This is a genomic window from Lentzea sp. NPDC037011, assembly GCF_055607425.1.
This window is the reverse complement of the sequence record NZ_JBVJRT010000004.1, coordinates 35,559-62,555: the sequence shown is the minus strand read 5'-3', so window position 1 is coordinate 62,555 and position 26,997 is coordinate 35,559. Positions and strand designations below refer to the sequence as shown.

Genomic DNA, 26,997 nt, shown 5'->3' with positions numbered 1-26,997 from the left:
ACCAGCACGGCACTGCTAGCCTCCACGTCAATCCTCTGACCTGGCAGGACGGACCATGTTCGACGCTGCTGCGCTGCCCGCCTTCGCACCGCCGGACCTCGGCGAGCACGAGGACGGGGACGACGCGGAACGGCCGCCGTTGCGCGGCCGCACGACGCCTCCCCCCGGGTTGGCCGACGTGGACTGGGCGGCCCTGGAGGACGCCTACGGCACGGCCGCCGACACGCCGTTGTTCATCGAGGCGATCACGAGCGACGACGACGGCGACCGGAACTTCGGCGTGTACGGCCTCTACTCGGCCACCACGCACCAGGGGTCGGTCTACACGGCGTCCGAGGCCGCGATCCCGTTCCTGGCCGAGCTGCTGCACCAGGACAACGAGCTGGCACCGCTGTTCCTGGCCAGGATCGCGGTCGGCGAGACGCACTTCGTGGCCCGGCCGGACGACGTCGCCAAGGCCACGAGCGAGTACGCGGGGCTGGTCGCGGAGTTCGCCGCCGACGTCGAGGCGATGTGGACCCGCACCGGTGACGACGAGGCGCTGCGGCTGCTGGTGCTGCTGGGCCGGGAGCCGGAAAGCCTGCCCGCCCTGACACCCGACGCGTCTGCGGGACTCTGCCTGGCCCACGGTTTCCTCGCCGCGCGCGACAACGGCGTCACGCCCGGCTGCGCGCGACGCACCGACGCGAGGGTGGACCACGTTGCCGCGGCACGGGATCTGATGACGACCAGCCCGTCGTTGCACGTGCGCGGTGCCGCGGCCGCGTGCCTGGTCTACTCGGGTTTCGCCGACGACGGCACGCGGGCGTTGCTGCACCACCTCGCGCAGGGCGAGTACCCGGTGCACGACACGTGGACGGGTGACCTCGGCGAGCTGGCCGCGGCGGCGTGGACCTTCGGCACGGACGACGACGGACTGCTGACCGCGCCCGAGGGCAGCCGTCCGACGTTGCACGCCCGGCTGCTCGAACGGATGGCGCGCCAGTTCCGCGGCAGCGGGGACGGCTACCGCGCGCTGGCGCCGGAGGAGCTGACCGCGGCCCAGCGCACGACCCTGGAGACCGCGCTCCGCTCCTCACCGCAGACGATCACCGGTGCCGACGTCGACTACCTGTGGGTCGACGTCCCGGGAACGGTCGCCGCGGCGCAGCGGCTGCTCGGCACCGCGACCGGCGAGCTGACCCGGCGCACCTCCCTGGGTCCGCTGTGGTTCGTGCTGGAGGACACCCTGCTCGCCCGCGGCGACCGGGAGTCCGCCCTCACCGCCCTGGCCGAGGTCGACGCGTGGGCCGCGCTCGGCGAGGTGTTCGCCCAGCGCGGGCCGGACAGCACGAACGAGTCGATCAGCCTGACCGTGCGCCACTTCCGCGGCGACCGCCACGACTCCGCCGTCACACTCGCGCTGTCCTCGGTCTTCGCCGACGCACTCGCCGGCCACCGCCCACGGATGGAGGCGTTCCTGGACGGGTGGCTGCCGCGGGTGTCCGAACTGGACGGTCACGACCTGGCGTTCCAGGTCCCCGGTGAACGCATCGGCACGGCACTGGCCGCCCTGGCCCGGTCGGGCGGGTTGCCGGAGCGCTTCCGCCCGATGGTCAAGCCGTACCATCGGTTCCCGGAGTACTCCACGGTGCCGTTGCCATTGCTGGAGGAGCTCGGCTGGGCGGCGCCGGGCGACTGACGCACGCCCTCAGACGGCGGCGGGTGCGCCGGTGACGGTGGCGAGCTGGAGCTTGGTCTCGTCCGCGCTGCCGGGCACCGCCGTCATGACGACGATCTTGAGCTCGGTGTCGCCGTCGCCCAGGACGTCGCAGTCGACCTCGACCGGGCCCACCGACGGGTGGTGGATCGTCTTGTGGTCCTCGCGGTGCGCGGCGACCGCCCCGGTGGCCCACAGCCGCGCGAACGTCTCGTTGCCCGCGGTCAGCTCCCGGACGAGCGCGGCCAGGCGGCGGTCCCGCGGGAACCGGCCGGTCGCGCGGCGCAGGTCGGAGACGACGGCGGCGTCGGTGGCGGCGCGGTCCGCCTCGGTCACCGGCCACCGCGCGAGGTGGGCGGGGCCGCCGTCGGCGGCGAACCGGTCGCGGGCGAAGTTGCGCGACCGGGGCGGGGAGAGGGCCGGGTCGCCCAGCAGCGCCGCCCACCCGCGGTTCCACCACACCAGCTGCCAGTCCGCCGCGAAGACGGCGGCGGCCACGTCGCCGAGGCGGGCCAGCACCCGCTGCATCCCCGGCGGGACGTGGTCGGAGATGGTCCCCTCGGCCGGCGGCACGAGCAGGGCCAGCCGGTACAGGTGGTCCCGCTCGGCGGTGGAGAGTTGCAGAGCACGCGCCAGCGATGCCACCACCGACGCGGAGGGGGCCGTGGCCCGCCCCTGTTCCAACCGCACGACGTAGTCGACCGAGACGCCAGCCAGGTCGGCCAGCTCCTCGCGCCGCAGCCCCGCCGCACGCCGCCCGCGCGCCGTGCCGATCCCGGCGGCCGCCGGGGACAGCCGGTCCCGCCAGGTCCGGATCATCGCACCGAGTCCGGTGCCGGAGGTCGTCACGACGTCCATCCTGCTGCCCGCGGCGTCCGTTGTCCGGGTGGGAGGGTGGTACTGCCGTTCCTACCGCCGGGCCGGTCCTGGTCCACGGCCGCGCCGGCGCTCACGATCGGTCTCATGACGATCACCTTCATCACCGGGGCCAACAAGGGTCTCGGCCGCGAGACCGCCCGCCGCCTCGCCGGGCTCGGCCACACCGTCCTGGTCGGTGCCCGCGACCGGGAGCGGGGCGAGGAGGCCGCCGCGGCGCTCGGCGCGCGGTTCGTCCCGATCGACGTGACCGACGACGCGTCAGTGGCCGCTGCGGCCGCCGACGTCTGCGACCACGAGGGCCGCATCGACGTCCTGATCAACAACGCCGGCGTGCACGGCCCCCTCGGAGGGGAGCTGGGCGACCTGACCGCCGCCGACGCCCTCGCCGTCTTCGAGGTCAACGTGCTCGGCGTCGTGCGCACGACGCACGCGTTCCTGCCGCTGCTGCGCCGCTCCGACGACCCGGTCGTCGTCAACGTCAGTAGCGGCATGGGTTCCCTCGCCCTCACCCACGACCCCGGCCGCCCCGAGTCGGGCGTGGTCGCACCGTTCTACGCCGCCTCGAAGGCGGCGCTGACGATGTTGACCACGCAGTACGCCAAGGGCTTGCCGGGCATCCGCGTCAACGCGGCCGACCCCGGCTACACCGCGACGGACCTCAACGGGCACAGCGGCTTCCAGACGGTCACCGAGGGCACGGATGCGATCGTCGCGCTCGCCACCGAGGGCCGCGGGGCGGACACAGGCCGGTTCGTGTCCCGCGAGGGCGAGCTCGCCTGGTCCTGATCAGGGCGTGTGCATGCGGTCGACCTTCACCGTGAGGACGACGCGCTGCTGCTCGCCGCCGCCGAAGCCCGGGTAGGGCCGCCCGAGGTACTTCTGCGACAGCTCGTCGATGTGTTCGCGCGCGCCGTCGGCGGTGATGTCCACGACGCTGCCGCGCAGCGCCCAGTACCGGGAGGGCGCGGCCGGGTCGGCGATGCCGATCGCGATGCGCGGGTCGCGGCGGAGGTTGCGGGTCTTCTGGTGGGTGTCGACCGTGTTGATCAGCACGTGGTCGCCGTCGGTGCCCACCCAGGTCTGGGAGATCTGCGGTGAGCCGTCAGGCATGAGGGTGGTGACGAAGCAGATCGCCTTGGCGTCGAGCACGGCGATCAGGTCGGCGGGCAGTGCCGTCATGGTGAGGGCCTTCATCTCTTCTGGTCGTTGTAGAGGTGGCCGATGAGCGCCTCGTCCGGGGCGTCGCCGGAGAGGTCGGCGTGGCGCAGGCCGGCCAGGGCGATCCGCAGGGAACGGCGCCACAGGCCGGGTGCGCGGGTGCGGGTGGCGTCCATGACGCTGCCGACCATCACGTGCACCGCGGCGAAGTCGGCGGGCGTCGCACCGGCGGGGAGCTGACCCGCGCGGACGGCCCGGTCGACCAGGCCGGCCACCAGCGGGGTCATCCGGTCGTGCGCCCGCTGCACCAGCGCCGTGGCCTGGTCGCGGCCGCGCAGCAGCTCCCCCAGGCCGCGGCTCTGCGCCTCGACCTCCAGCTGCCGTTCGAGGAACCAGGCGAGCCCCGCCAGTGCGTCCTCGTGCTCGGCGGCCTCCTCCGCGAAGCCGACCACCGTGTCGACGTGGTCGCTGAAGAGGGCGTCCAGCAGGTCCTGGCGCTCGGGGAAGCGGCGGTACACCGTGCCCATCCCGGTGCCTGCGGCCCGCGCGATGTCCTCATAGGACACGTCAAGCCCTTGGGTGGCCATCAGCTCGTACGCCGTGCGCAGCAGCAGCTGGCGGTTGCGCTCGGCATCGCGCCGCAAGGGAGGAGGTCCGGTCACGCACCGAACCCTAGACAAGTGGAAGAGAAATTCCAAGTTGAATATTTCTTCCACTTCTAGGTTACGCTCGTGCCATGGAGCCGTTCCCGATCGCCGTCCCCGAAGCCGACCTGCTGGACCTGCGCGCCCGCCTGACCGCCACCCGGTGGCCCGACCGCGAGACCGTCACCGACGGCAGCCAGGGTCCGCAGCTCGACCGCATCCGCGCCCTGTGCGAGCACTGGGCCACCGGCTACGACTGGCGGCGGGCCGAGCAGGTCCTCAACGACCTCGGCTCGTCCCGCACCACCATCGACGGCGTCGACGTCCACTTCCTGCACGTCCGCTCGGCCGAGCCGGACGCGGTGCCGTTGCTGCTGTGCCACGGCTGGCCCGGTTCGGTCCTGGAGTTCCGGCACCTGGTCGGCCCGCTGACGGACCCGGTCGCCCACGGCGGCGACGCCCGCGACGCGTTCCACGTCGTGATCCCGTCGATGCCGGGCTTCGGGTTCTCCGGCAAACCGACCACGACCGGCTGGACCGCCGCCCGCGTCGCCGACGCGTGGACCACCCTCATGCTGCGGCTGGGTCACGACACCTGGTTCGCGCAGGGCGGCGACTGGGGTGCGGCCGTGGTCGAGCAGCTGACCCGCAGGGCACCCGAACGGTGCCGGGGCGTGCACTTCAACCTGCCGCTGGTGTTCCCCACCGCCGCCGAACTGGCCGAGGCGACCGAGGAGGAGCAGCGGATGGTGGCCCGCGCCCAGCGCTACCAGGACGAGCTCAGCGCGTACGCCCGCGAACAGGCCACCCGCCCGCAGACGATCGGCTACTCGCTCGCGGACTCACCGGCCGGCCTCGCGGCCTGGATCTACACGCTCTTCCAGGACGTCACCGACAGCGACGGCAACCCCGAGGACGTCATCGACCGCGACGAGATCCTCGACGACATCATGCTCTACTGGCTGCCCAACGCCGCCGCGTCGTCCGCGCGCCTCTACTGGGAGGAGGCCAGGACCGGCGGCGGTGCCCAGGAACCCAACCCCGTGCCCGCCGGGTTCAGCATCTTCCCCGGTGAGGCGGTGCAGGCGTCGCGGCGGTGGGTGGAGCGGCGGTACACGACGGTGCTGCACCACGCCCAGCTGGAGCGCGGCGGCCACTTCGCGGCCCTCGAACAGCCGCGCGTCCTCACCGAGGAGATCCGGACGACGTTCCGGTCGCTGCGCTGAGCACGCAGCTCGGCTCGGCAGCTCACCGGGGTTCCCGGTCGTCCACGGAGACCGAGGAGCTCTCGATGGCGTTGCCCGCTCCCCCGCGCCACAGGTTGACCCCGGCTTCGACCGCGACCGGGTACCACTCGTGCGAGATCGGCCGGTCCGCTCCTGGCGAACCCGCTTGACGGAGTGAGCACTCACTCCGCATGCTGGGCGCATGACACCGACATCCGAGGCCCGGCGGCGAGCGCCGGGCATGAGCGCGGAGGACCGCCGCGCCATGATCGTGCACGCCGTGCTGCCGCTGCTGGTCGAGCACGGCACGAACGTCACGAGCAGCCAGATCGCCCGCGCCGCCGGCATCGGCGAGGGCACCGTCTTCCGCGCGTTCAAGGACAAGGACGAGCTGTTCGACGCCTGCACGGCCGAGGCGCTCAAGCCCGACCACGTGCTCGACGCCATCGCCGAGATCCCCCTCGACCAGCCGCTGGAGGACCGCCTCGTCGAGGCGGCAGAAGCGCTCGGCGCGCACCTCGAGCGGATGGGCGCGCTCATGGGGGCGCTGCGCGCGTCCGGCCGTCCCAAGCACCGCGACCACCGCCGCGAGGAGCACGGCGGCAGGAGCCGGCGGCACGAGTCGATGATCGCGATCCGGGAGGCCGTGGTCGAGCTGTTCGTGCCCGACACCGACCGGTTGCGCCTGCCACCCGACCAGCTCGCCGCCCTGTTCCTGACCCTGCTGTTCGGCGGCCGCAGGCTGGCCTCCGACGTCGACGCGCCCACCACGCGCCAGGTGGTCGACTTCTTCCTGCACGGCGCCGTGGAGGCCGCATGATGCCGGGCGGCGTGGAGTTCCTGCTGGGCCGGCGTGGCCGCAGGCGCGCTCCCACGACCGTTCCGGACAGCGGGCTCACCGGACCGGTCGACATCCCCGAACCGACACCGGAGCCACAACCGAAGGACCTGCGCTCCCGCCTCAGGCGGGTCAGGACGTCCGTGGCGGGCACCGTCCGCGGCCTGCCGAAGGTCGCGAAGCTGACGTGGCAGGCCAGCCCGGTCCTGACGGTCGTGCTGACGCTGATCACGCTGCTGTCCGGGCTGCTGCCGACCGCGACCGCCTACATCGCGAAGCTGCTGCTGGACTCCGTCGTCGCGGCGATCCAGCACACCGGCACCACCGGGGACATCGCGAAGGTCGCGGCACTCCAGTTCGGCGTGCTCGCCGCGACCGCGGTCAGCAGCGCGCTGACGTCGATCGCGCAGTCGCTGCTGCAGGAACGCATGACGCTGACCATCCGCCACCGGGTCATGACCCACGCCAGCGACCTGCACCTCGCCTACTTCGAGGGCTCCGCGTCGTACGACATGCTGCGCCAGGCCGCGCAGGAGGCGCCCACCCGGCCGTTGTCGATGATGAACTCCGCGCTGGGGCTGCTGCGGACGCTGATCACGTTCGGCAGCATGATCGCGTTGCTCGTCTCGATCAGCCCCCTGCTGGCGCTGGTCGCGCTGCTGGCGCCGATCCCGGCGTTCATCTCGCAGTCGAGGTACGGCTCGCGCGCGTTCTGGCTGACCTTCATGATGTCGCCGATCAAGCGCCGGATGGACTACCTGTCCTCGCTGGTCACGACCGACACCTACGCCAAGGAGACGAAGCTGTTCGGGCTCGGCCCGTACTTCGTCGACCGGTTCCGCCGGCTCGGCACCGTCTCCTACGAGCGGCAGCGCAAGCTCACGGTCAACCGCAACGTCAGCTCGACGTCCTGGGGCCTGCTGAGCACCCTCGCGGGCTCGGCGATCACGCTGTACATCGCACTGGAAGCGGTCGGCGGCCGGCTCACCCTGGGCGACCTGGCGCTGTACACGGCCGCGGCGGCGTCGGTGCAGGCGTCGGTCTCGGGGCTGTTCACGGCGTTCTCGGGGATGTACGAGAACAACCTCTACCTCGACACGCTGTACCGGTTCCTCGACACCAAGCCGGAGATCACCGCCCCACCGGCTCCGCGGCCGATGCCGTCCACCGTGGAGGGGCACATCGAGTTCGACTCGGTGACCTTCAGCTACCCCGGCGCGGGGGAACCCGCGCTCGACGACGTGAGCTTCGAGATCCGCCCCGGCGAGACGGTGGCGGTGGTGGGCCGCAACGGCGCCGGCAAGTCGACGTTGTTCAAGCTGCTGTGCCGCCTCTACGACCCGACCGGCGGCCGCATCCTGCTCGACGGCGTCGACATCCGCGAGTACGACCCGGTCGAGCTGCGCACCCGCGTCAGCGCGATGTTCCAGGACTACGTGACCTACCAGGGCACCGCCGCGGAGAACATCGGTCTCGGCGACCTCGCCCGGCTCGAAGACCGGCCCCACATCGAGAACTCGGCCCGCCGCGCCGGTGCCGACGAGCGCATCGAACGGCTGCCGCAGGGCTACGACAGCCCCCTCGGCCGCTGGTTCGACCAGGGCGTCAGCCTGTCCGGCGGCGAGTGGCAGAAGATCGCGCTGGCCAGGGCGTTCCAGCGGGAGGCACCGATCCTGGTGCTGGACGAGCCGACCTCCGCACTGGACGCGCAGGCCGAGCACGACCTGTTCGCCCGCCTGCGGGAGCTCTCGGAAGGCCGCACGACCCTCTACATCTCGCACCGGTTCTCCACCGTGCGGCAGGCGGAGCGGATCCTGCTGCTGGAGCACGGGAAGGTCGCCGAGTACGGGACGCACGAGGAGCTGATGGCGGCCGGGGCCGGGTACGCCGAGCTGTTCACGTTGCAGGCCAAGGCGTACCTGGACGAGGTGCCGGGCGCACGCGTCGAATAGCGCGTCCTGTTCGATTCGAACAGGCGAAATCACGTCCTCCAGGCTACGGAAAATCGAATCGTTCATATTCATGAATCATCCGGACGACCCGCACGACTGGGGCTTTGAGTTCATGACCGTGAATTTTATTGCTCAGCACGCGTTGTTGCGCAATACTCGACAAAAGCGCCGCCAGCTACGCTGACTCCCACCGCCATAGCGATCAGCGTCATTTCGATGAATTCGTCCGATCTTCGAAGACGCAGGAGGACAAATGAAACGACCAGTCGCACGGCGGATCTCCGCTGTCGTGGCCGCGGTGGCCGTCGCGACCTCGACCGGCGCGGTGCTGGTGACGTCACCGGCGTCGGCGGCGGCCGGCACCGCGACCGGCTACGCCTCCCAGAACGGCGGGACCACCGGCGGACAGGGCGGGGCGACGGTCCGGGCCACCACGGGAACCCAGATCCACCAGGCCCTGTGCGGCCGCGCGAGCAGCAGCACGCCGATCGTCATCGAGGTGTCTGGCACGATCAACCACGGCAACACCGCCAAGGTCTCCGGCAGCAGCTGCGAGACCGCCGCCGGCGTGATCGAGCTCAAGCGGATCAGCAACGTCACGATCATCGGCGTCGGCAGCGGAGCCGTCTTCGACCAGCTGGGCATCCACATCCGCGAGTCCCGCAACATCATCATCCGGAACGTGACGGTCAGGAACGTCAAGAAGTCGGGCTCCCCCACCTCGAACGGCGGCGACGCCATCGGGATGGAGAGCAACGTCCGCAACGTCTGGGTCGACCACGTCGACCTCCTGGCCTCGGGTGGCGAGTCGGAGGGCTACGACGGCCTGTTCGACATGAAGAACAACACCCAGTACGTGACCCTGTCCTACAGCACCCTGCGCAACTCCGGTCGCGGCGGCCTGGTCGGGTCCAGCGAGAGCGACCGCTCGAACGGGTTCATCACCTACCACCACAACCTGTACCAGAACATCGACTCCCGGGCGCCTTTGCTGCGCGGCGGCATCGCCCACATGTACAACAACCACTACGTGAGCTTGAACGAGTCCGGCATCAACTCCCGGGCCGGCGCCAAGGCCAAGGTGGACAACAACTACTTCAAGAACTCCCGCGACGTCCTCGGCACCTTCTACACCACGGAGGCCGGTTACTGGCAGGTCAGCGGCAACGTCTTCGACACCGTGACGTGGTCCGCCCCGAGCAGCGACCACAGGCCCGCCGGGCCCGACGTCAAGTCCACCACGACCGTCTCCGTGCCCTACGCCTTCACCCTCGACCAGGCCACCTGCGTTCCGGGTGTCGTGAGCCGCACGGCGGGCTCGGGAACGGGTCTGGCGGAGTCGAACGGCAGCTGCCAGTAGAACTCCGCACGGACTGAGCGAGATCCTGTTCGACGAGGGGAGCCCGTGACCGCCGAGGCGGTCACGGGCTCCCCCATGTTCGCAAGACCTTCCCGGTGGGGAGATCAGCGAACGGTGAGGGTGTACTCCGCGGTTCCGGTCTTGCCCGCGCTGTCCGTCGCCGTGACGGTCACCCTGTAGGTGCCGCGCTGGTACGGGCCCATCAGCGTCATCCGGGTGGTGCCGCCCGGGTTGACGGTCTGCGGGGTGAACATCGGCGCGTTGGGCAGGCCGGCGCCGGTGAGCCGGATGGTGCCCGTGCCACCGGTGACGGTGACCGTCGCGGTGGCGTAGCCGCCTGGCGGGACGCTGCCGGAGTTCGGCGACACCGAGGGCGTGGGGCCGTTCACGGTGCCGCTGCCGACGGTGAGCGTGTACTCGGCGGTCCTGGACTCCGCGGTGCCCTTGGCCGTGACGGTGACCTTGTACGTGCCCGCCGGGGTGGTGGCCGAGGTCGCGAGGGTCAGCTTGGCCACCTCACCGGAGTTGACGGCCGCGGGCTGGAACGTGGCCGTCGTTCCTGCGGGCAGGGCGGACGCGCTCAGCTCCAGCTTCTCCGGGCCCTGGTCGCCGGCTGTGGTGGTGACGCTGGTGGAGACGTGCTTGCCGGGCTCGGCCTTGCCGGAGGACGGCGACAACGCCACCGCGAACCTGCCGGGCTGGGTACCGCCGCCGATCTCGCCCTTGGCCCAGTCGCCCATGGAGTTGGTCAGCCGCGCCATGATGCTGTAGCGGTTGCAGCCGCTGGCACCCCACGACGAGACGCCGACGATCACGCCGTCCACGATGAACGGACCGCCGCTGTCACCCGAGCAGTTGGCGGTGCGCCCGTCGTCGTAGCCGGTGCACACCATCAGGTCGCCGTTGACCCTGATGTCGAAGACCTGGCAGCCCGCGGGGTCGTTGACCGGCAGGGTGGTCTTGCGCAGCTCGCCGGACCCGCCGGCCGAGGAGGTCTTGCCGTAGCCCAGGGAGAAGCCGGACCCGCCGGGCCGGGTGAGGGCGCTGTCCCCCGAGCCGGCCACCGCGGCCCACTGGCTCTGCGGGACCGGCAGGTCGTCGGCCGTGGTGACGACGGCGACGTCGTAACCGGTGCGCCAGCCGCCGGAGCCGGTGTAGCCGGGGTGGGTCTTGAACGACTCGACGGCGGTGCGGAACGTCTCGTCGCCGGGGGTGTTCAGGTCGTCGTCGCCGTAGACGTAGCTCTTGGCGCCGGTGGCGTCGACCATGCAGTGCGCCGCGGTGAGGATCTTGCGCTTGCCGACCACCGAGGCGGTGCAGGACTGACCCTGCGGGCCGTTGCCACCGACGCGCATGCCGGCGATGACGAACGGGTGTTCCTTCACGGTGGTGCGTTCCCCGTTGACGATCAGGGCTCCGGCGCCACCGGGGCGCAGCTGGTCGGTCGGGGTCGCCGCGGTGCTGGTCCCGCCGGCGGGCGTGGCGCCCGCCGCGGTGACGACGGGCATGGTCACCGCGGCCAGTGCCAGGGTGAGTACCGCTGCGAAGCGTGGTGTTCTCATCGTGTTCCTTCGGTGCAGGGGTGTGATCGAGCCGGAGGACGTTGTCCGTCCACTTCGGTCAGAACGTGATGGACCAGCCGGTGAGCGTGCCGGTGTCGAACCGGTAGGTGTCGGTCACCAGGAGCCGCCAGGTGCCGTTGGCCTCCTCGCGCGAGGCGTCGACGGTGAAGCTGCGGTGCACGCCGCCGGACTCGCCGACACCGCCGGCGCGCTGGAGCGGGTAGGCCGTCCCGCTCGGTCCGACGAGACCGATGGCGAGGTCCCCGGTGTAGCCGTGGTCGATGTCGACCCGGACCGACAGCGCGGCAGAAGCCTTGCCGTCACAGGAGTCCTGGGTCACCGAGGTGCCGACCGCGGTACCCGCGTCGGGGATCGCCACGTCCTCGTCGTTGCTCCTGGCTCCGCACCGGGACGGGGTGCCGCCGCCGACGTCACCGACGAAGAGCAGCCTGTTGGGCGAGCCGGTCCCGGGATTGCTGACCAGGTCGGGGGTGGCGCTGCGCACCAGCGCATCGCCGACCTGCTGCGGGGTCGCGCCGGGGTGGGCCGACAGGTACAGCGCGGCGGCGCCCGCCACGTGCGGTGAGGCCATCGAGGTGCCGCTGGCGGTGCGGAAGGACCCGGCGTTGTCGCTGGAGTGGATGTTGCCACCCGGAGCGAACAGGTCGACGCAGCGACCGTAGTTCCCGCCGCGCGTGCGGTCCTTGTTGAACCAGCCGACCGTGAGCGCCTCGGGGACGCGGGCCGGGCTGACCCCGCACGCGTCCTCGCCGTTGTTGCCGGCGGAGACCACCACCACGAGCCCCTTGGCCACCATCGCCTTGACCTGCTCGTCACCGACGCCGAGGACGTCCATGCCCAGGCTCAGGTTCACCACGGCGGGCTTCACCGCGTTCTTGGCCACCCACTCCATGGCGCTGACGGTGACCGAGTCCGGGCCGGAGCCCCGGCAGTCGAGCGAGCGCACGGCCACGACCTTGGCCTTCTTCGCCACGCCCACGGTCTTGCCCGCGATCGTCCCGGCCACGTGCGAGCCGTGCCAGTAGCAGTCACTCGCGTCGGCGTCGTTGTCGAGCAGGTCGTAGCCGTGGCTCGCCCTGCCCTCGAACTCGGGGTGCTGGACGCTGATCCCGGAGTCGATGACGTAGGCGGTCACGCCCTCGCCCTCGTTGGGGTAGGCGTACTTCTTGTCCAGGGCGGTGGTGCGCTGGTCGACCTGGTCCAGCCCCCACGACGGCGGGTTCGGCTGCTCGCCGGTGGCCGTGCTGGTGCCGTCCTGGTGCACGGACCTGACCGACGGGTCGGCCGCCAGCCGCCGTGCCTGCTGCTCGGACAGGTCGCGGACCGCGAAACCGTTCAGGGTGACCGAGTACGTGTCGGTCACGCGGCCACCGTAGCGCCGGGTGAGCGCCTCGGCCTGGCCCCCGGCAGCCGCGCGGGCCTCGGCCTTGAGCACCACCACGTACTGCCCGGGGTGGTGCCGCTCGGCTTGGGCGACAGCGGCTTCCGGCTGCTGCGCCACGGCTTGGCCCGCCGTGGCCGCCACGGTGGCGGTGGCGACCACGACCGTGACCAGGCTTGCCGCCCACCGCTTTCTGCGCTCTTGCATCTGTTCCTCCATCGCGCGTTTCGAGCGGCCGCTGGCAGGGGCTCGAGACGTCGGGCCGCTCGGCAACCACCATTCGGCCTGGGCGACGGGGTGAACAAGTGTGGCTGGGACCCGTAGGGGTACGGGAAAAGACACGTGGTCGACGGCGTTCTATTTCGCGGGGTTTACCGTGCCCGCTCGACCGACCTAGCCTGGCGGGAGTTCCGCTGCGGGTGGGCCGTCGACAGGAGCGAGCAGGCATGGGACGTGGTGGGGTGCGCCCGCTCTCCGTCCGGTCCGGGTCGGTACCGCTGGTCGGCCGGGACGCGGAGCTGGCCGCCCTGCTCGACGCCGTGCGGCACGCGCCGGCCGCGGTCTTCGTGGAGGGCCAGGCCGGGGTGGGCAAGACGCGGCTGGTGGCCGAGTTCGCCGCGGTCTGGGACGGGGACGCGCGGGTGGTCGTGGGTGCGTGCCAGCCGCTGCCGGAGCCGTTCCCGTACGGGGTGCTCCTGGACTGCCTCAGCCGGTGCGGTGACCGGCTGGCCGATCCCGGTCCCGTCACCGGCGCGCTGCGCGACCACCTGCCCGAGCTCGCCGACCTGCTGCCGCCCGCGCCGCGTCCCCTGCCCGATCCCGCGGCTGAGCGGCACCGGGTCTTCCGCGCGGTGCGGGAGCTGCTCCGCTGCCTGGGGCCGACCGTCCTCGTGCTGGAGGACCTGCACTGGGCGGACGAGGAGACCCGCCGGGTGCTGCGGTTCGTGCTGGGCACCCCGCCGCCGGACCTGTCGGTGGTGGTCACCTACCGCCGCGAGGACCTGCCCACCGCGGCTCCGCTCGGCCAGGTCGTGCACGTCCCGCACGGGCTCGACCTGGTCCTGCGCCCCTTCGACGCGGTGGACGTGCGGACCATGGCCGATGCGCTCGTGGGGGCCGAGATCACCTCGGCGGCGTTCGCCGAGGCCGTCCTGCGCGAGACGGCCGGAATTCCGTTCGTGGTGGAGGAAACGGTTCGCGCGCTGCGCGACCCGGTGCGCGATGTGCGCGCGGAAGGCGATCTCGCGCAGGAGGTCGTGGCCGGACTCGACGTGCCGGTCCTCGTGGCGGATGCGGTTCGGGAGCGGCTGGGCGCCCTGTCCGGCGCCGCCCGATCGCTGGCCGAGGCCGCCGCGGTGCTGGGCGTGCCGGAGACCGCGGACGTCCTCTGCGCGGTGGCGGGCGAGACGGCGACGGAGCACCTCGTCGCGCTGGTGGAGTCCGGGGTGTTGGTGGAGGGAACCGCGAACAGGTTCGGCTTCCGGTGCAACACCGCCCGGCGCGCGGTGTGCGCTTCGCTGCCCGGTCCTCGCAGGCGGGAGCTGCACGAACGCGCGGTGGCGGTGCTCTCCGCACTGGACAACGCGCCGGCTGTCCGCCTGGCCGTGCACGCCAAGGCGGCGGGCATGAGGGACGAGTGGCTGCGCTTCGGCGACCTCGCCGCCGAGGAGGTCGAGGACGTGCCCACCGCGGTCGGCCTGCTCTCGGAGGTGCTGGCCGACCCGGGGACCAGCGCGCGGGACGCCAACCGGCTGGCCACCAGGATGTGCGGCTACGCCCTGACCGGACTGCCCGGCGGAGTGGTGACCGCGCGGGTCGAGGCCCTGCTGTCGGACCACCGGCTGGACCCGGACGTCCGGGGCGAGGTGCACCTGTGGTTCGGACTGCTGCTGCAGCGCGAGACCGGGAAGGTGGACCGGGGTGCCGAGGAGATCGCCCGCGCCCTCGACCTGCTCGGCGGGCAACCGGAACGCACCGTGCGCGGCATGGCGGCCGCGGCGGGCCCGTACCTGGGGACGGGGTCCATCACCGAGCACCGCGCCTCGCTCAGCCGGGTGGAGGGGGTCGTCGACCACCTGCCCACCCCGGCCCTGCGCATCGCCGTCCTGGCCACCACGCTCGGCGGGCGGCTCATCGCCGGTGACCCGAGCACCTGGGAGCGCATCGCCCAGCTGCCCTCCCCGGCGGAGGTGCACGATCCCGAAGAGGTTCACCAGTTGGCCAGGGCGCACTGCAACGTGGCGGACGCGTGCTCGTGGATCGGGTACTACTCGCGGGCACGGGAGTTCCTGCGCCACGGGTTCGACCTGGCCGAGCGGGCCGGTGCCTCCTACGTCGTCGGCACCGCCGAGGCCACCGAGTCCCGGCTCGACTGGCTCAGCGGGCGGTGGTCGGGGCTGGGACAGCGGATCGACCGCCTGCTCGGCACCTATGCGAACCTGCTGCTCGCCACCGACCTGAACCTCACGCGCGGCTGGCTGGCGACGGCCAGGGGTGAGTGGGTGCGGGCCGAGGAGGCCTTCCTGGCGGCGGGTTCGCACTCAGGCGCCCCGGTCTTCCCGGTGGGCATCTCGGCGGCGGGCGGCATGGCGGGGATGCTGCTCAGCCGGGGCCAGGCCGCCGCGGCGGAGGCGCACGTCGACCGCGGGGTGGAGATGCTGCGGAACAAGGACGCGTGGGTGTGGTCGGGCGACGTCCTGCCCCAGGCCGTGGACTGCCTGCTGGCCCTCGGCCGCGTCGACACCGCGCGGCTGCTCGTCGCGGAGACCACCGCCGGCCTGCGAGGTGCCGACGCTCCACTGGCCCAGGCGGCGCTGACCGCGTGCCAAGCGCGACTCGCCTCCGCGACCGGGGACCGCGCCGAGGCAGACCGCCTCTACCGCGAGGCGATCGACCTGCACCGGGAGCTGGGTCTGCCCTACCGGGTCACCCAGCTCGCCGAGCAGGCCGAGGGCGACACTCCCCCGGCCGGCGTGCTCGACGCCCTCGCCCGGTCCTACGAGTCGCTGGGGGCGACGGTCGACGCCGCGCGCTGCCGCCACCGCATCCGCAGCACCGGCGCGACCACCCCGTCCCACCGGGGGCGACGCGGCTACGGCGACGACCTCTCCCCGCGCGAGCAGGACGTGGCCCGCCTCCTGGCGGGCGGCCACACCAACCGGGAGATCGCCCAGGCCCTGTTCCTCTCCCGCCGCACGGTCGAGGAGTACGTCGTCAAGGTCCGCCGCAAGCTCAACGCCCGTTCCCGGCACGACGTCCGGCTCGGCTGAGCACGACGTCACCCGAGCCGGCCGTCGACCAGCCACCGCACGTGGTCGCGGTTGCGCAGGGCACGGCTCCCCGAACGACATCCGCACGTGCATCAATTTCATCGGACGTCAGGAACTCTCGATCGGTTCGGTGCCGGAGGACGACCATTCGGCGGTGGCATGATCCCGCGCATGCGGTTGCCGAAGGCTTTTCACCCGCTCCGGCATCGGCGATTTCGGCGGTTGTGGACCGGGCAGGTGTTCAGCGCACTGGGAAACGGGCTCACACCGGTCGCTTTGACGTTGCTGGTCCTGAGCGGTGACCGGCCGGCCAGCGCGCTGGGCTGGGTGCTCGGTGCGCAGAGCGCAGGGCTGATCCTGTTCGTGGTGGTCGGCGGGATGCTGGGCGACCGGGGCGACCGGGTGCTGCTGATGACGCTCGCCGACGTCGTCCGGCTCGTGGCCGTGTTGGTGCTGGCCACCGTCGGCTCCGGTGCGGCGGTCCCGACGCTGATGGTGATCACGTTCGTGCTCGGGGTCGGCGGCGCCATGTTCGAACCGGCGGCGCGAGCCCTGCTCCCCTCGCTGGTGCCCGACGACGACCTGCAGGCGGCGAACGGGCTCAACGGCGTGACCAACCGGGTGGCGCTGATCATCGGGCCCCCGGTGGGCGCGGCGCTGTTCACCGCCCTCGGCCCGTCGGTCGTGTTCGCGGTGGACGCCGCCACCTTCCTCATCTCGGTGGTCGCTCTGATCGGCCTGCGGACGACCGGCGCCGCGCCGCGCCGGGCCGAGTCCGGCCGGTCGCCCGTCTCGGAGGCGCTGGAGGGGGTTCGGGCGGTCGGGCGGCAGCCGTGGGTGGGTGCGGTCATCCTCCAGGGCGCGGTGCAGGTCCTGCTCGTGCACGCGCCGCTGGCGGTGCTCGCCCCGATCGTGCTGCGTTCCCGCGGGGAGCTGGGGTCCTACGGCTGGCTGCTGTCCCTGCAGGCGGCCGGAGCCGTGGGCGGCGCGCTGATGGCCGGGCGGTGGAAGCCGAAGGAACCCGGAACCGTCGCCCTGCTGGCGATGCTGGGTGCCGGTCCGGTGCTCGTCGGGTTGGCTGCTGGGTTCCCGGTACCGGTGCTCGCGCTGCTGATGGCGGTCTACGGGGCCGGCGGATCGCTGTTCGCGGTGCTGTGGGTCAGCGCCCTGCAACGGCGGGTGCCGGACACCGTGCTGGCGCGGGTGGTGTCGTTGGACTACCTGGGTCAGCTGGGGCTCGAACCGGTCGGGCTGGCACTCACCGCGCCGTTCGCGGCGGTCGCGGGCATCGCGGCGGCGATCTGGGTGAGCATCAGCGCGCTCGTCGTGACCACAGCGCTGCCGTTCGCCGTGCGCGGTGTGCGCACTTTCGGCGCCGACCGTGACGAGGAAGAACCCAGCCGTTGACGGCGAGGGCCGTGCCCCGGTGTCACGTGTAGGTGCCGTGTAGAACGCCTCATTACGTTCGTTCAACGTGCGGAAATCCGCGCTCCAGCTGAACGGACGAAGGATCACGACAATGCGCAAGACAATCATCGCGACGTTGAGCGCGGTCACCCTGATGGCCGCCGCGGCTCCCGGGATCGGCGTCGCCGGCACGAGCGACTACCCGGTCACGCCCTTCCGGATCGAGTACGGCGCGAGCGTCCTCTCCGGTTCCATCACGTGGTACAACCGCAGCGTCTCCATCCCGGGTGAGCTGAGGGCTCGCTCCTCCGAGAAGCAGGGCCGGTTCCGCGGTACGTCCGCGAACTGCGTGACACCTCTCGAGACGCGAACGGCACAACCCGGCGAGAACAGGGGGTTCAACGTCGGGCTCAACTGCGACTACCCGGGTGGACTCACCAACGTCTACGTGGCCCTGTGGGAAGGCGACACCTACCGCGGTGGCGTGGTCTGCACCAGGCAGGGCTGCGTGGAGGACTGAGCCCGTCGGGCACAGGGCGACGCTCGGGGGAGGTCCGGCCCGCACCTCCGAGGTGCGGGCCGGACCTCCCTCATCTCAGCACCGCGGGAACGTCACGCCGGTGAGCCGCTCCGACGCCTCCCACAACCGCCGCGCCAGCACCGGGTCGCTGGCCGCCGCCGACCGCCCGACCAGCGCGGGGTGGCCGTGCAGCTCGAACCTCCCGTCGGGACCCACGTAGCTGGCGCCCGGCAGGTCCTGAGTCGCCGCGTACAACGACGGCAGCGCCCCCTGCTCCTCGCTCTGCGCGAGGTACCGCCCGGCCAGGTGCACGACCTTGACGAGGTGCCGGTTGCGGCCCTTCGTCCCCAGGTTGCTCGCCGTGTAACCGGGGTGAGCGGCCAACGCCCTGACGGCCGACCCCGCCTCCCGGCACCGCCGGTCCAGCTCCAGCGTGAACAGCAGGTTCGCGAGCTTCGACCGGCCGTAGGCCTTCACCGGGTTGTAGCCGGACCGGGCGAGGTCGAGGTCGTCCAGGTCGAGCACCCCCGCCCTGTGCGCGCCGGACGCCACCGTGACGACGCGGTCGGTGATCGAGGGCAGCAGCAGGTTCGTCAACGCGAAGTGCCCGAGGTGGTTGGTGCCGAACTGCAGCTCGAACCCGTCCGCCGTGCGGCCTTGCGGGGTCATCGCCACCCCGGCGTTGTTGACGAGGACGTCGATCCCGCCCTGCCACCCCTGCGCGAACGCCCGCACCGACGCCAGGTCGGCCAGGTCCAGCTGACGCACCTCGGTCGTGCCGCGCATGGCCGCCGCCGCCCGCTCCCCCGCGGCGACGTCCCGCACGGCGAGCACGGTGCGCGCCCCCGCCGCCGCGAAGGCGGTGGCCGTGCCGCGCCCCACCCCGCTGGCCGCGCCGGTCACCACGACGGTGCGCCCGGTCTGGTCGGGGAGGTCTGCGACGGCCCACCGCTGCTTCGTCATGATCGCCAGTCTAGGCACCGGCTGGGTCGAGCACCGGTGCGAGCGCGGGGGTGCGGCGCCGGGAATCCGGCACCGCACCCCTCCACGGCCCAGCGTCCTACTTCTCCCTCAGCAGGTACACGTTGCCGTTGCCGTCCGCGTCGCTGTTGAAGATCAGGTCCGTGTCGTTGATGAACGCGGCGTGCGGGTGCACCGACTCCTCGTTCGAGGAGCTCCCGTGCTTGAACATCTTCACGGTGTCGACCTTGTTCGTGCCGGCTTTGATGTAATAGAAGTAGATGTAGGCCGTCGAGTCCTTGTGGCCGTCGCCCTGGATGATCGTCCGCGCGGGGTTCATGGCGTAGTGGTTGCTGCTCTCCCGGGTGTCGTAGCTGAAGAACTCCTGCTTGCGGATGTTGTAGGTCACCACCTGGTCCGGCGTTTCGCCCTGCTTCCGCTGTGCGAAGGCGGCGTCCCGGCCGTTGGACGCCCAGAACGGGTGCGCACCGTGGTCATTCGAATCGGTCAGCATCGTCTTCTTCTTCGTGCCGATGTCCACCAGACCGATCTGGGAGTCGTAGCGCAGGTGGAACAGCAGCGTGTCCCCGTGCACCGGGTTGATCAACACGTGGTCGACCTCCCCGTCGATCTTCTTGACCGTTTGCAGCTCCCCCGATCTCACGTCGACCAGGACGAGCGAGGAGGTTTTCTCCTCTTCGTCGTACAGCGACGCGGCGACCGTCTTGCCGTCCGACGTGAGCGAGGGGATTCCCTTGAAGTCGTACCTGCTCGAGAAGGTGCGGATCTTCTTCTCGCGGTACGGGGCGCGCAGGCTGACGCTGGTCAGCGTCCGGTCGTCGAGGTAGAAGGCCTCCTCGGTCTGCGGCGAGACGTTGGCGTGGTCGCCGTCGATGTCGTCGGAGTCCGTGACCTGCACGAACCTCCCGTTGTCGAGCGACATGAGGTAGAGGTTCTCGTCGCCGTCGCGTTCCGACATGAAGAGGACGGAGTTGAGCGACGGGACGTAGGGGTCCACGTCGAGGTACATCTTGTTGTCGAGCTCTTTGTCCCTGGTGAGCTGAACCACCTCGTAGTCGGGGTCCAGGGCCGGGCGGATCTTCCACTCCGACTCGAATCGCGCGCCCTTTCCGAAATCGACCGCGGAACCTTCAGCGAGAGCGGCGCAGGAGAAACCCAGCATGCTCACGGAAACGAGAAAAGCCACAGTTGCTTTCACGAGGGGAGACCTTCCAGGCTAGAACGCGAAAGACCGGCCGTTCTCGACTATAGGAATGTGAATCACACTCCACAACGGATTCAATCTCACTCTTTCGAGTGGAGAGAGTGGGATTTTCCCACAGTCGATTTCCCCAATGATCACCGCAACTGCCGCTATTCCTGGCGACTGGAAAAACTACGAGGAACGTCCGGGAGGATCGCCCGGTCCCGCAGCGGCCATGATGTGCCGGGTGCGGTCGCGCAGCAGCTGGTGGGTGCGGTCGTGGTGGTTGCGCGGGTGCCAGGCCATGCCGACCGTCACGGGCGGCAGGTCCACCGGGATCGCGAACGTGCGGAGCCCGAGCTTGTCGAGCATCCGGCGGGCCAGCCGGGCGGGCGCGATGCAGACGACGTCGGTCTCCGAGGCGAGGAACAACGCGCTCGCGAACGTCGGCACCACGGCCACCACGCGGCGGCTCAGCCCCCGCTCGGTCAGCTCCTCGTCGACCGGGCCGCGTGCCCGGCCGCGCCGCGACACGACGACGTGGTCGGCGGCGGCGAACCGTTGCGGTGTCACCACTTCCACCTCGGCGAGGGGGTGACCCGGTCGCACGACGCCGATCAGCGCCTCGGTGACGAGCGCTTCGGAGTGGACCTCCGCGTCGCCGGGCCGGATGCTGCCGATCTCCAGGTCGACCAGGCCTTCCCGCAGCGCCGGGGTGTCCTCCAGGTTCTCCGGCCGCAGCCGCAGCGAGATGCCGGGGGCCTGGTCCCGCAGGTCGTCGATGAGCGACGGGATGAACGTCGTGGACAGCATGTCGGTGACCTGCAGGTCGAACGTGCGCACCGCGCTCCGCGGGTCGGCCGTGGCGGACGGGGCGAACAGCGCCCGTGCCCTGGAGGCGATCGCGTGCACCTCACCGCGCAGCTCCACTGCCCGTGGTGTCGGCACGAGGTCACGTCCGGCCCGGACGAGCAGCGGGTCGTCGAAGACGCGGCGCAGGCGGGCCAGGGTGCGGCTCATCGCCGGCGCCGAGGTGTGCAGCCGGGCGGCGGCCTTGGTCACGCTGTTCTCGGCGAGCAGCGCGTCCAGCGCCTCGATCAGTTTCAGGTCGATGTCGCGCACAGCCGATTATCACATTCGAAATGGTTGCTTGCCAGAGTTGCACTGGTGTTAACCCCCGGTCGCTCCTACGGTCGAAGAACGGGAGAGAAACCGTTGGAGGGCAACAACATGACCGGGAAAGCGCCCGTGCTGCGGGCTGTGGTGATCGGCGCCGGGATCGTCGGGTTGACGACGGGCGTCGCCCTGCGCCGGGCCGGGGTCGACGTGGTGGTCTGCGAGCGGGCACCGGAGATCCGCGCCGCCGGTGCCGGACTGGGGCTCTGGGCCAACGCACTGGCGGTGTTCGACGGGCTCGGCATCGGCGAGCACGTGCGGGCCATCGGCAAGCCCAGCGAGATGCGCTTCCACGACCCCTCGGGGAGGCTGCTCGACACCCCGGGGTTCGATGCCGAAGACCACCGGTACCTGCTCGTGCACCGCGCGAAGCTGACCGGCCTGCTCGCCGACGCAGTGGGACGCGAGAACATCCGCCTCGGCGCCGGGTTCAGCGCGTTCGAGGAACACAGCGGAGGCGTCACCGTCCGGTTGACCGACGGCAGCACGGAGGAAGCCGAGGTGCTCGTCGGAGCGGACGGGGCGTACTCGGCGGTCCGCGCGCAGCTGGTGCCGGGCACCCCCGCGCAGGAACACCGCGGCCACCACGCCTGGCGCGCGGTCGTCCCGGCCGGCGGCGTCGCGGTCGCGGAGAACCGGCTCGTCCTGGGCACCAACGGGTGCAGGGGCGGATACGTCCGCACCCACGACGGCAGCGTGTACTGGCTGGTGAACCAGTTCCAGTCGCCACCGCTCACCGGCACCCCGAGGCACCAGGCGCTGGAACGGGCCCGCCACCTGGAGGACGGCCGCGACGGGGTGCTGACGCGGCTGATCCGCGCGACACCCGAGGAGCTGGTCCTGCACAACCAGGTCGTGCTCGTACCGCCGTTGCCGCACTGGGTCTCGGCACGGGTCGCCCTGGCCGGTGACGCGGCCCACGCGATGTCACCGCACATCACAGCCGGTGCGACGCTGGGCGTCGAGGACGCCGCGCTGCTCGGCGAACTGGTCGGCGCGGCCGACGACGTGCCCTCCGCCCTGGCGGCCTACCAGGCCGACCGCATCCCGCGGTACGCCCGCGTCGCGGAACTGTCCGCCGCCGTCGAGCACTCCGCCACACCACAGGAGTTCGCGCGGCACCACACCGCGTTCAGCCACTGGATGATCACGCCCCCTGGCCACCGGGAGCAGCCGGGTGCGGCCGCCTGCCTCGCAGGTGCGCACGTGGTGAAGCAGTCGTTGCGCCACCTCTGATCCGTGCGCAACGGCCGTCAGCCCTTCCGCAGGAGTCAGCTGTCCGCGAGGAGCTGTGCCGTGCGCTCGATGCAGCGCATCCGGGCGGCTGAGAAGTCGTACGGCATCTTGGTGAGCGCTTCGCCGGCGCTCATCTGCGTTTCCTGCTCGCCCAGGTCGAGGGCGAAGAGCTCCTCCTCGGCGACGTCCAGCCCGGCCGCTTCGACGGCCCGTTCCACGGCCTCGTAATAGGCGAACCGCTGCCGGGCGAGCTCCTCGACCCGCGGGTCTCCGGGATCGACGCCGTCGTCGAGTGCGGCCTCGGCCGCCTCCAGGCGGTCGTCCTCCTCCCGCAGGTCGGGGCGGGTGGCCAGCACGATGACCGTGCTGGCCTGCACCGCGGCGGCCAGCGGGCCGAAGATCCGTTCGGTGACCAGCAGGGCCTCCAGGTCGGAGGGGCGCACCGCACCGGCGGGCAGGTGGCGGAGCCGGTCCGTCACCAGGTCCGACAACAACCCCAGCGGGCTGCCCACGACCCGCAGCCGCTGAACCGCCTCGCGCTGGCGGCGGATCTCCGCCTCCTGCGCGGCCAGGGTCTCCTCCAGGCGCCCCAGGTTCTCCGCGACGTCCCAGGTCCCGTCGAACGCGGCCCGCACGTCGTCGAGCGCGATGCCGGCCTCGGCCATCCTGCGGATCCACAGCAGCCGGATCATGTCGTCGTAGCCGTAGCGGCGGCGGTCGTCCGCACCCCGCTCGGGCTCGGGGAGCAGACCGATCTGGTGATAGTGGCGGATCGCGCGCGGGGTCGTCCCGGCGAACGCGGCGGCGTCACCGATCTTCACCTGGCGGGGAGGCGTGAAGTGCATCGCAGGCGGAACCTTTCCAGCTGTGGTGACCCGAAGGACATCACATGCCGCTGCGGCAGGTGCAACACGCCGGTCCCGTCGTTCACCCCTGGGAACGCGACTTCCTCCGATTCGGGTTGAACCACCGCGAAAGGGGTATCTGGCGATGACCGTGCGGACGAGGTGACGCACGGGGGCGTTCTTCTCCTGATCTGCGCCAGTCGAGCTTCCAGCGGCCCACCCGCGCGCCCTCCCAGGCGAACGCCGCGGGAGCACCTGAACCCGCACCGTCCGGAGTAGACGAATGTCGTCAGCGCCCGACGTACTGACCGAACCGGCCGACCGCCCGCGCGGCAGCGACTTCGCCCGCCTCACCAAGGAACTCAGGGCAGCCGGGTTGCTGGACCGGCGGCGCGGCTACTACCTGGTGCGGATGGCGGTGAACGCGGTCCTGCTCGGCGGGATCGCCGTGGCCTTCGTGCTGCTGGGCGACTCGTGGTGGCAGGTGCTCACGGCTGTCGCCCTGGCCGCGGCGTCCACGCAGCTCGCGTTCATCGGGCACGACGCGGGACACCGGCAGATCTTCCGCAGCCACCGGCACAACGACGTCGTGGGGCACCTGCACGGCAGCCTCACCGGCATCAGCTACCAGTGGTGGGTCGCGAAGCACAACCGCCACCACGCCAACCCCAACCACGAGGACCACGACCCCGACATCGAGATCCACGCCCTCGCCTTCAGCCGCGCCCAGGCCAAGGACAAACGCGGCCTGAACGCCTGGATCACCAAACGGCAGGCCTTCCTGTTCTTCCCGCTGCTGCTCGCCGAAGCGGTCGTGCTGCGGATCTCCGGCATCGTCGCCCTGTGCCGCAACGAGCTGCGCAACCCGTGGCGCGAGGCCGCGCTCCAGATCGTGCCGCTGGCGGCGTACCTGCTGGCGGTCTTCGCCGTCCTCTCACCGTTGAAGGGGGTCGTGTTCATCGCCGTGCACCAGGGCCTGATGGGCGTGTACCTCGGGTGCTCGTTCGCGCCCAACCACAAGGGGATGCCGATCATCACCGGCGAACAACGCCTCGACCACCTGCACAAGCAGGTGCTCACCTCCCGCAACGTCACCGGTGGCCGGTGGGTCGACGCGCTGCTCGGCGGGCTCAACCACCAGGTCGAGCACCACCTCTACCCGCACATGCCCCGCCCCAACCTGCGCCACGCGCAACCCGTCGTCGAGGACTTCTGCGGACGCCACGGAATCCCGTACAGCCAGACCACGCTGCGCCGCTCCTACGCCGAGGTGCTCCGGCACCTGCACGACGCGGGCGCACCTCTGCGCAACACGGCCTGACGAACGAAGACCGGATCGGCGGCGGAGGGTGTACGGTTGGCAGAGAGGTGGCCGCGTTCCGCGCCCAGGACTTCTCCTGTCAAGACCTCTGTCATCAAACGGAAAGAACCACGTGACCCTGCCTTCGGCGAACGACCTGTTCAGCCATCCCGAAAACCACGAGACCCACACCCAGCCCGGCCCGGCCGAGTCCGACCGGCCGTCCTGGACGAACCTGTTCCAGGAACCGGTGCCCGCACAGCGCGTCCCGTCGGAGCACTGAAGCAGCTCAACGGCCCGAGAGCGCGTCCTCCACGCTGGAGCGCACCGTGAACAGCGCGCCCAGACCGACGACGTCGAGCACCCGGAGGACCTGTCGCGGCACAGCGACCAGGACGACGTCGGCCTGAGCGCCGACGGCGAGGTTCCTGGCGGCGATGAACGCCGAGATGCCGCTGGAGTCGCAGAAGCGCAGCCCGGACAGGTCCACGACGAGCAGCTGCCCGCGGGACAGGGAGAGCTCACCCGTGCGGGCGAGAACACCGGGCGAGGTGTGCGCGTCGAGGTCGCCCCGGATGGTGAGGACCACACCGGCCGCCACCGTGCGGACGGTCACCGAGAAGTCGTTCACGCGCGACCACCCTCCCGTGCGGGAACGCTCAACGCCAACAGGGCCGTGTCGTCCTCGACACCGTCGCCCAGGGCGTCCAGCAGCCGGTTCACCGCGGCGATCACGTCCGGCGCGGTCGCCGGTGCCAGGCCGGCGAGGTCGTCCAGCAGGTCCTCCTCGCTGTACCAGCTGTCAGCGCCGGTCCGCGCCTCGGTGAGGCCGTCGGTGTAGAGCAGGATGGCGTCACCCGGCTCCAGGCGGAGCTCCGCGACCACGAAACGGGCCTCGGGCAGCGCGCCGACCAGCTGTCCGCCGCGCAGGTGCAGCAACGACGACGTCCCGTCCGCCCGGAACACCACGGCCGGCGTGTGCCCGCCACCGGCCACCGTCATCACCGCAGCGTCGCCGTCGCGGCGGATGCTGCCGCACACGACCGTGCAGAACCGCGGGTACATGCCCTGGGAAGCCTGGTAGAGCACGGTGTTGAGGTGGTCGAGCACGCTCACGGGGTCCGGGTCGTAGACCGCCGCCCCGCGCAGCGTGTACCGGATCAGCGACGTCACCACGGCCGCGTCCTCGCCCTTGCCGGACACGTCGCCGAGGAAGAACCCCCACGTGTCGCCGGGCAACGGGAACAGGTCGTAGAAGTCGCCGCCGACCTGGTCCAGCGACGCGGGGTGGTAGTAGGCGGCGGCCTGCACACCGGGCACCACCGGCAGGGCCGGGGGCAGCAGGGTCTGCTGCAGGGTCCGCGCGAGCCGCTGCACCCGGTCGCGTTCACGTTCGGCGAGGTCGCGGCCCCTGAGCAGCTCCTCCTCGTACGCGCGCCGGTCCCGCGCGTCGAACACCGTGGTCCGGATGAACCGCGCCCTGCCGCCGGCGTCGGACTTGACGGTCGAGGTCAGCAGCACGGGCAGCCGCGTGCCCCCGGCCGCCCTCAGCTCCAGCGCGACACCACCGAGCTCGCCCCGCAGCTGCAACAACGGCGCGAAGTGCGTCTCGTAGTAGATCCGGCCACCGACGGTGAGCAGGTCGCTGAAGCTGACGCGCCCCACCACCGCGTCCCGCTCACGGCCGAGCCACCGCAGCAGCGTCGCGTTGATCTTCACGATGGTGCCGTCGGGCAACGTGGACACGTACCCGCACGGTGCGTTGTCGTAGAGGTCTTCGAGGCTGTCCTCGTACTCGGTCATCACCGGCCTCCGACGTGAGCCGCGATCGCCGCGGCGGGCACCACCAGCCCGCTGCCGGTCACGACCACGTTGCACCCGCTGACGACGTTCACCCGACGATCCTGCCACTTGCACCGGCGGCGCGCGGGCCTGCTCGCGGGCGTGCCGTGCGACAGTGACGTGATCGTCGTTTGTGATTGGGCGGCGCGGCGCCGGGGTAGCCGAGGTGGGCAACAGAATCGACTTCAGGAGGCTGACGTGATCGGGTTCATCGTCGCCGGACTGATCATCGGCGCGCTCGCCCGACTGATCAAGCCCGGCAAGCAGAACCTCGGAATCGTGGCGACGCTGCTGCTGGGCCTGGTCGGCTCCGTCATCGGCGGCACCATCGCGAACCTGCTCGGCACCGGCGACATCTTCGAGCTCAACGTGCTGGGCTTCATCGTCGCGGTGATCGCCTCGGTGCTGCTCATCGGTGTCGCGGAGGCCATCTCGGGCCGCAGCCGCAGCAGCGTGCGCTGATAGCCGCAACCTCGAACGGCCCCGGCCACCCACGCGGTGACCGGGGCCGTTCGCCG

The 26,997-nt window shown here is 71.4% G+C and carries 24 protein-coding genes; 13 read left to right on the top strand and 11 right to left on the bottom strand.

Annotated elements, in window-relative coordinates; translation table 11 throughout:
• Window positions 1-55 precede the first annotated feature (55 nt).
• A complete protein-coding gene (locus ACZ7CH_RS12300) occupies window positions 56-1,681 on the top strand; it encodes a hypothetical protein (protein ID WP_470373870.1) in 1,626 nt (541 codons plus the stop codon).
• A 9-nt stretch (window positions 1,682-1,690) separates the two neighbouring features.
• On the opposite strand, the gene ACZ7CH_RS12295 is transcribed toward ACZ7CH_RS12300, so the two are convergent.
• Window positions 1,691-2,557 (bottom strand): helix-turn-helix domain-containing protein, encoded by an 867-nt coding sequence (locus ACZ7CH_RS12295; RefSeq protein WP_470373869.1) that lies wholly within the window; start codon window positions 2,555-2,557, stop codon window positions 1,691-1,693.
• A gap of 105 nt (window positions 2,558-2,662) precedes the next feature.
• On the opposite strand from ACZ7CH_RS12295, the gene ACZ7CH_RS12290 reads away from it, so the two are divergent.
• Entirely contained in the window at window positions 2,663-3,364 is a 702-nt protein-coding gene (locus tag ACZ7CH_RS12290) for an SDR family NAD(P)-dependent oxidoreductase (protein WP_470371902.1), read from the top strand.
• Here the strand turns inward: ACZ7CH_RS12290 and ACZ7CH_RS12285 are convergent, their stop codons facing one another.
• Together ACZ7CH_RS12285 and ACZ7CH_RS12280 are read right to left on the bottom strand one after the other, a co-directional pair.
• A complete protein-coding gene (locus ACZ7CH_RS12285; RefSeq protein WP_360396553.1) occupies window positions 3,365-3,772 on the bottom strand; it encodes a PPOX class F420-dependent oxidoreductase in 408 nt (135 codons plus the stop codon).
• On the bottom strand, window positions 3,769-4,398 hold the full coding sequence (locus tag ACZ7CH_RS12280) for a TetR/AcrR family transcriptional regulator (RefSeq protein ID WP_470371903.1): 630 nt from the start codon (window positions 4,396-4,398) through the stop codon (window positions 3,769-3,771). The genes ACZ7CH_RS12285 and ACZ7CH_RS12280 overlap by 4 nt, the downstream gene beginning before the upstream one ends.
• A 74-nt stretch (window positions 4,399-4,472) precedes the next feature.
• Between ACZ7CH_RS12280 and ACZ7CH_RS12275 the strand changes: the two genes are divergently transcribed.
• The 4 genes from ACZ7CH_RS12275 to ACZ7CH_RS12260 all read left to right on the top strand — a co-directional run bounded on the left by ACZ7CH_RS12275 (window position 4,473) and on the right by ACZ7CH_RS12260 (window position 9,756).
• A complete protein-coding gene (locus tag ACZ7CH_RS12275) occupies window positions 4,473-5,606 on the top strand; it encodes an epoxide hydrolase family protein (protein WP_360396549.1) in 1,134 nt (377 codons plus the stop codon).
• 241 nt (window positions 5,607-5,847) lie between these two features.
• Window positions 5,848-6,426, top strand: coding sequence for a TetR/AcrR family transcriptional regulator (locus tag ACZ7CH_RS12270; protein ID WP_470374185.1), 579 nt, complete (start codon window positions 5,848-5,850; stop codon window positions 6,424-6,426).
• A complete protein-coding gene (locus tag ACZ7CH_RS12265; protein WP_470374184.1) occupies window positions 6,426-8,396 on the top strand; it encodes an ABC transporter ATP-binding protein in 1,971 nt (656 codons plus the stop codon). Before ACZ7CH_RS12270 ends, ACZ7CH_RS12265 begins: the two co-directional genes overlap by 1 nt.
• 253 nt (window positions 8,397-8,649) lie before the next feature.
• Entirely contained in the window at window positions 8,650-9,756 is a 1,107-nt protein-coding gene (locus ACZ7CH_RS12260; protein ID WP_360396547.1) for a pectate lyase family protein, read from the top strand.
• 104 nt (window positions 9,757-9,860) lie between these two features.
• Here ACZ7CH_RS12260 and ACZ7CH_RS12255 read toward each other — a convergent pair whose 3' ends face one another.
• Complete coding sequence (locus tag ACZ7CH_RS12255; protein ID WP_458432177.1) at window positions 9,861-11,318, bottom strand: trypsin-like serine protease; 1,458 nt, start codon at window positions 11,316-11,318, stop codon at window positions 9,861-9,863.
• Window positions 11,319-11,376: 58 nt separating this feature from the next.
• Complete coding sequence (locus tag ACZ7CH_RS12250) at window positions 11,377-12,927, bottom strand: S8 family peptidase (RefSeq protein ID WP_470373868.1); 1,551 nt, start codon at window positions 12,925-12,927, stop codon at window positions 11,377-11,379.
• Window positions 12,928-13,166: 239 nt separating this feature from the next.
• On the opposite strand from ACZ7CH_RS12250, the gene ACZ7CH_RS12245 reads away from it, so the two are divergent.
• The 3 genes from ACZ7CH_RS12245 to ACZ7CH_RS12235 all read left to right on the top strand — a co-directional run bounded on the left by ACZ7CH_RS12245 (window position 13,167) and on the right by ACZ7CH_RS12235 (window position 17,916).
• Window positions 13,167-15,989: an ATP-binding protein gene (locus tag ACZ7CH_RS12245; RefSeq protein WP_470373867.1), complete on the top strand. Its 2,823-nt coding sequence runs from the start codon at window positions 13,167-13,169 to the stop codon at window positions 15,987-15,989.
• Between the two features lie 159 nt (window positions 15,990-16,148).
• Window positions 16,149-17,396 carry an MFS transporter gene (locus ACZ7CH_RS12240; RefSeq protein ID WP_470373866.1) on the top strand — a complete coding sequence of 416 codons (1,248 nt, stop codon included), beginning with the start codon at window positions 16,149-16,151 and terminating at the stop codon, window positions 17,394-17,396.
• 112 nt (window positions 17,397-17,508) lie between these two features.
• Complete coding sequence (locus ACZ7CH_RS12235; protein WP_360396539.1) at window positions 17,509-17,916, top strand: hypothetical protein; 408 nt, start codon at window positions 17,509-17,511, stop codon at window positions 17,914-17,916.
• Between the two features lie 75 nt (window positions 17,917-17,991).
• On the opposite strand, the gene ACZ7CH_RS12230 is transcribed toward ACZ7CH_RS12235, so the two are convergent.
• The 3 genes from ACZ7CH_RS12230 to ACZ7CH_RS12220 all read right to left on the bottom strand — a co-directional run bounded on the left by ACZ7CH_RS12230 (window position 17,992) and on the right by ACZ7CH_RS12220 (window position 21,193).
• Window positions 17,992-18,879: an oxidoreductase gene (locus ACZ7CH_RS12230; protein WP_360396537.1), complete on the bottom strand. Its 888-nt coding sequence runs from the start codon at window positions 18,877-18,879 to the stop codon at window positions 17,992-17,994.
• Window positions 18,880-18,976: 97 nt separating this feature from the next.
• Complete coding sequence (locus ACZ7CH_RS12225; RefSeq protein WP_470371908.1) at window positions 18,977-20,065, bottom strand: TolB family protein; 1,089 nt, start codon at window positions 20,063-20,065, stop codon at window positions 18,977-18,979.
• A 207-nt stretch (window positions 20,066-20,272) separates the two neighbouring features.
• Complete coding sequence (locus ACZ7CH_RS12220; RefSeq protein WP_360396881.1) at window positions 20,273-21,193, bottom strand: LysR family transcriptional regulator; 921 nt, start codon at window positions 21,191-21,193, stop codon at window positions 20,273-20,275.
• Window positions 21,194-21,310: 117 nt separating this feature from the next.
• Between ACZ7CH_RS12220 and ACZ7CH_RS12215 the strand changes: the two genes are divergently transcribed.
• Window positions 21,311-22,492, top strand: a complete 1,182-nt coding sequence (locus tag ACZ7CH_RS12215) for an FAD-dependent monooxygenase (protein ID WP_470373865.1) — start codon at window positions 21,311-21,313, stop codon at window positions 22,490-22,492.
• 35 nt (window positions 22,493-22,527) lie between these two features.
• Here the strand turns inward: ACZ7CH_RS12215 and ACZ7CH_RS12210 are convergent, their stop codons facing one another.
• Complete coding sequence (locus tag ACZ7CH_RS12210; RefSeq protein WP_470373864.1) at window positions 22,528-23,337, bottom strand: MerR family transcriptional regulator; 810 nt, start codon at window positions 23,335-23,337, stop codon at window positions 22,528-22,530.
• Window positions 23,338-23,620: 283 nt separating this feature from the next.
• On the opposite strand from ACZ7CH_RS12210, the gene ACZ7CH_RS12205 reads away from it, so the two are divergent.
• The gene (locus ACZ7CH_RS12205; protein ID WP_470373863.1) at window positions 23,621-24,658 is read left to right on the top strand and encodes a fatty acid desaturase family protein; all 1,038 of its coding nucleotides are present in this window, start codon (window positions 23,621-23,623) and stop codon (window positions 24,656-24,658) included.
• A gap of 112 nt (window positions 24,659-24,770) precedes the next feature.
• Window positions 24,771-24,920 (top strand): hypothetical protein, encoded by a 150-nt coding sequence (locus ACZ7CH_RS12200; RefSeq protein WP_360396527.1) that lies wholly within the window; start codon window positions 24,771-24,773, stop codon window positions 24,918-24,920.
• A 6-nt stretch (window positions 24,921-24,926) separates the two neighbouring features.
• On the opposite strand, the gene ACZ7CH_RS12195 is transcribed toward ACZ7CH_RS12200, so the two are convergent.
• Window positions 24,927-25,268 (bottom strand): STAS domain-containing protein, encoded by a 342-nt coding sequence (locus tag ACZ7CH_RS12195; protein ID WP_360396525.1) that lies wholly within the window; start codon window positions 25,266-25,268, stop codon window positions 24,927-24,929.
• Window positions 25,265-26,440, bottom strand: a complete 1,176-nt coding sequence (locus ACZ7CH_RS12190) for a SpoIIE family protein phosphatase (protein WP_360396524.1) — start codon at window positions 26,438-26,440, stop codon at window positions 25,265-25,267. Before ACZ7CH_RS12190 ends, ACZ7CH_RS12195 begins: the two co-directional genes overlap by 4 nt.
• Before the next feature lie 237 nt (window positions 26,441-26,677).
• On the opposite strand from ACZ7CH_RS12190, the gene ACZ7CH_RS12185 reads away from it, so the two are divergent.
• A complete protein-coding gene (locus tag ACZ7CH_RS12185; protein WP_360396522.1) occupies window positions 26,678-26,941 on the top strand; it encodes a GlsB/YeaQ/YmgE family stress response membrane protein in 264 nt (87 codons plus the stop codon).
• Window positions 26,942-26,997 lie beyond the last annotated feature (56 nt).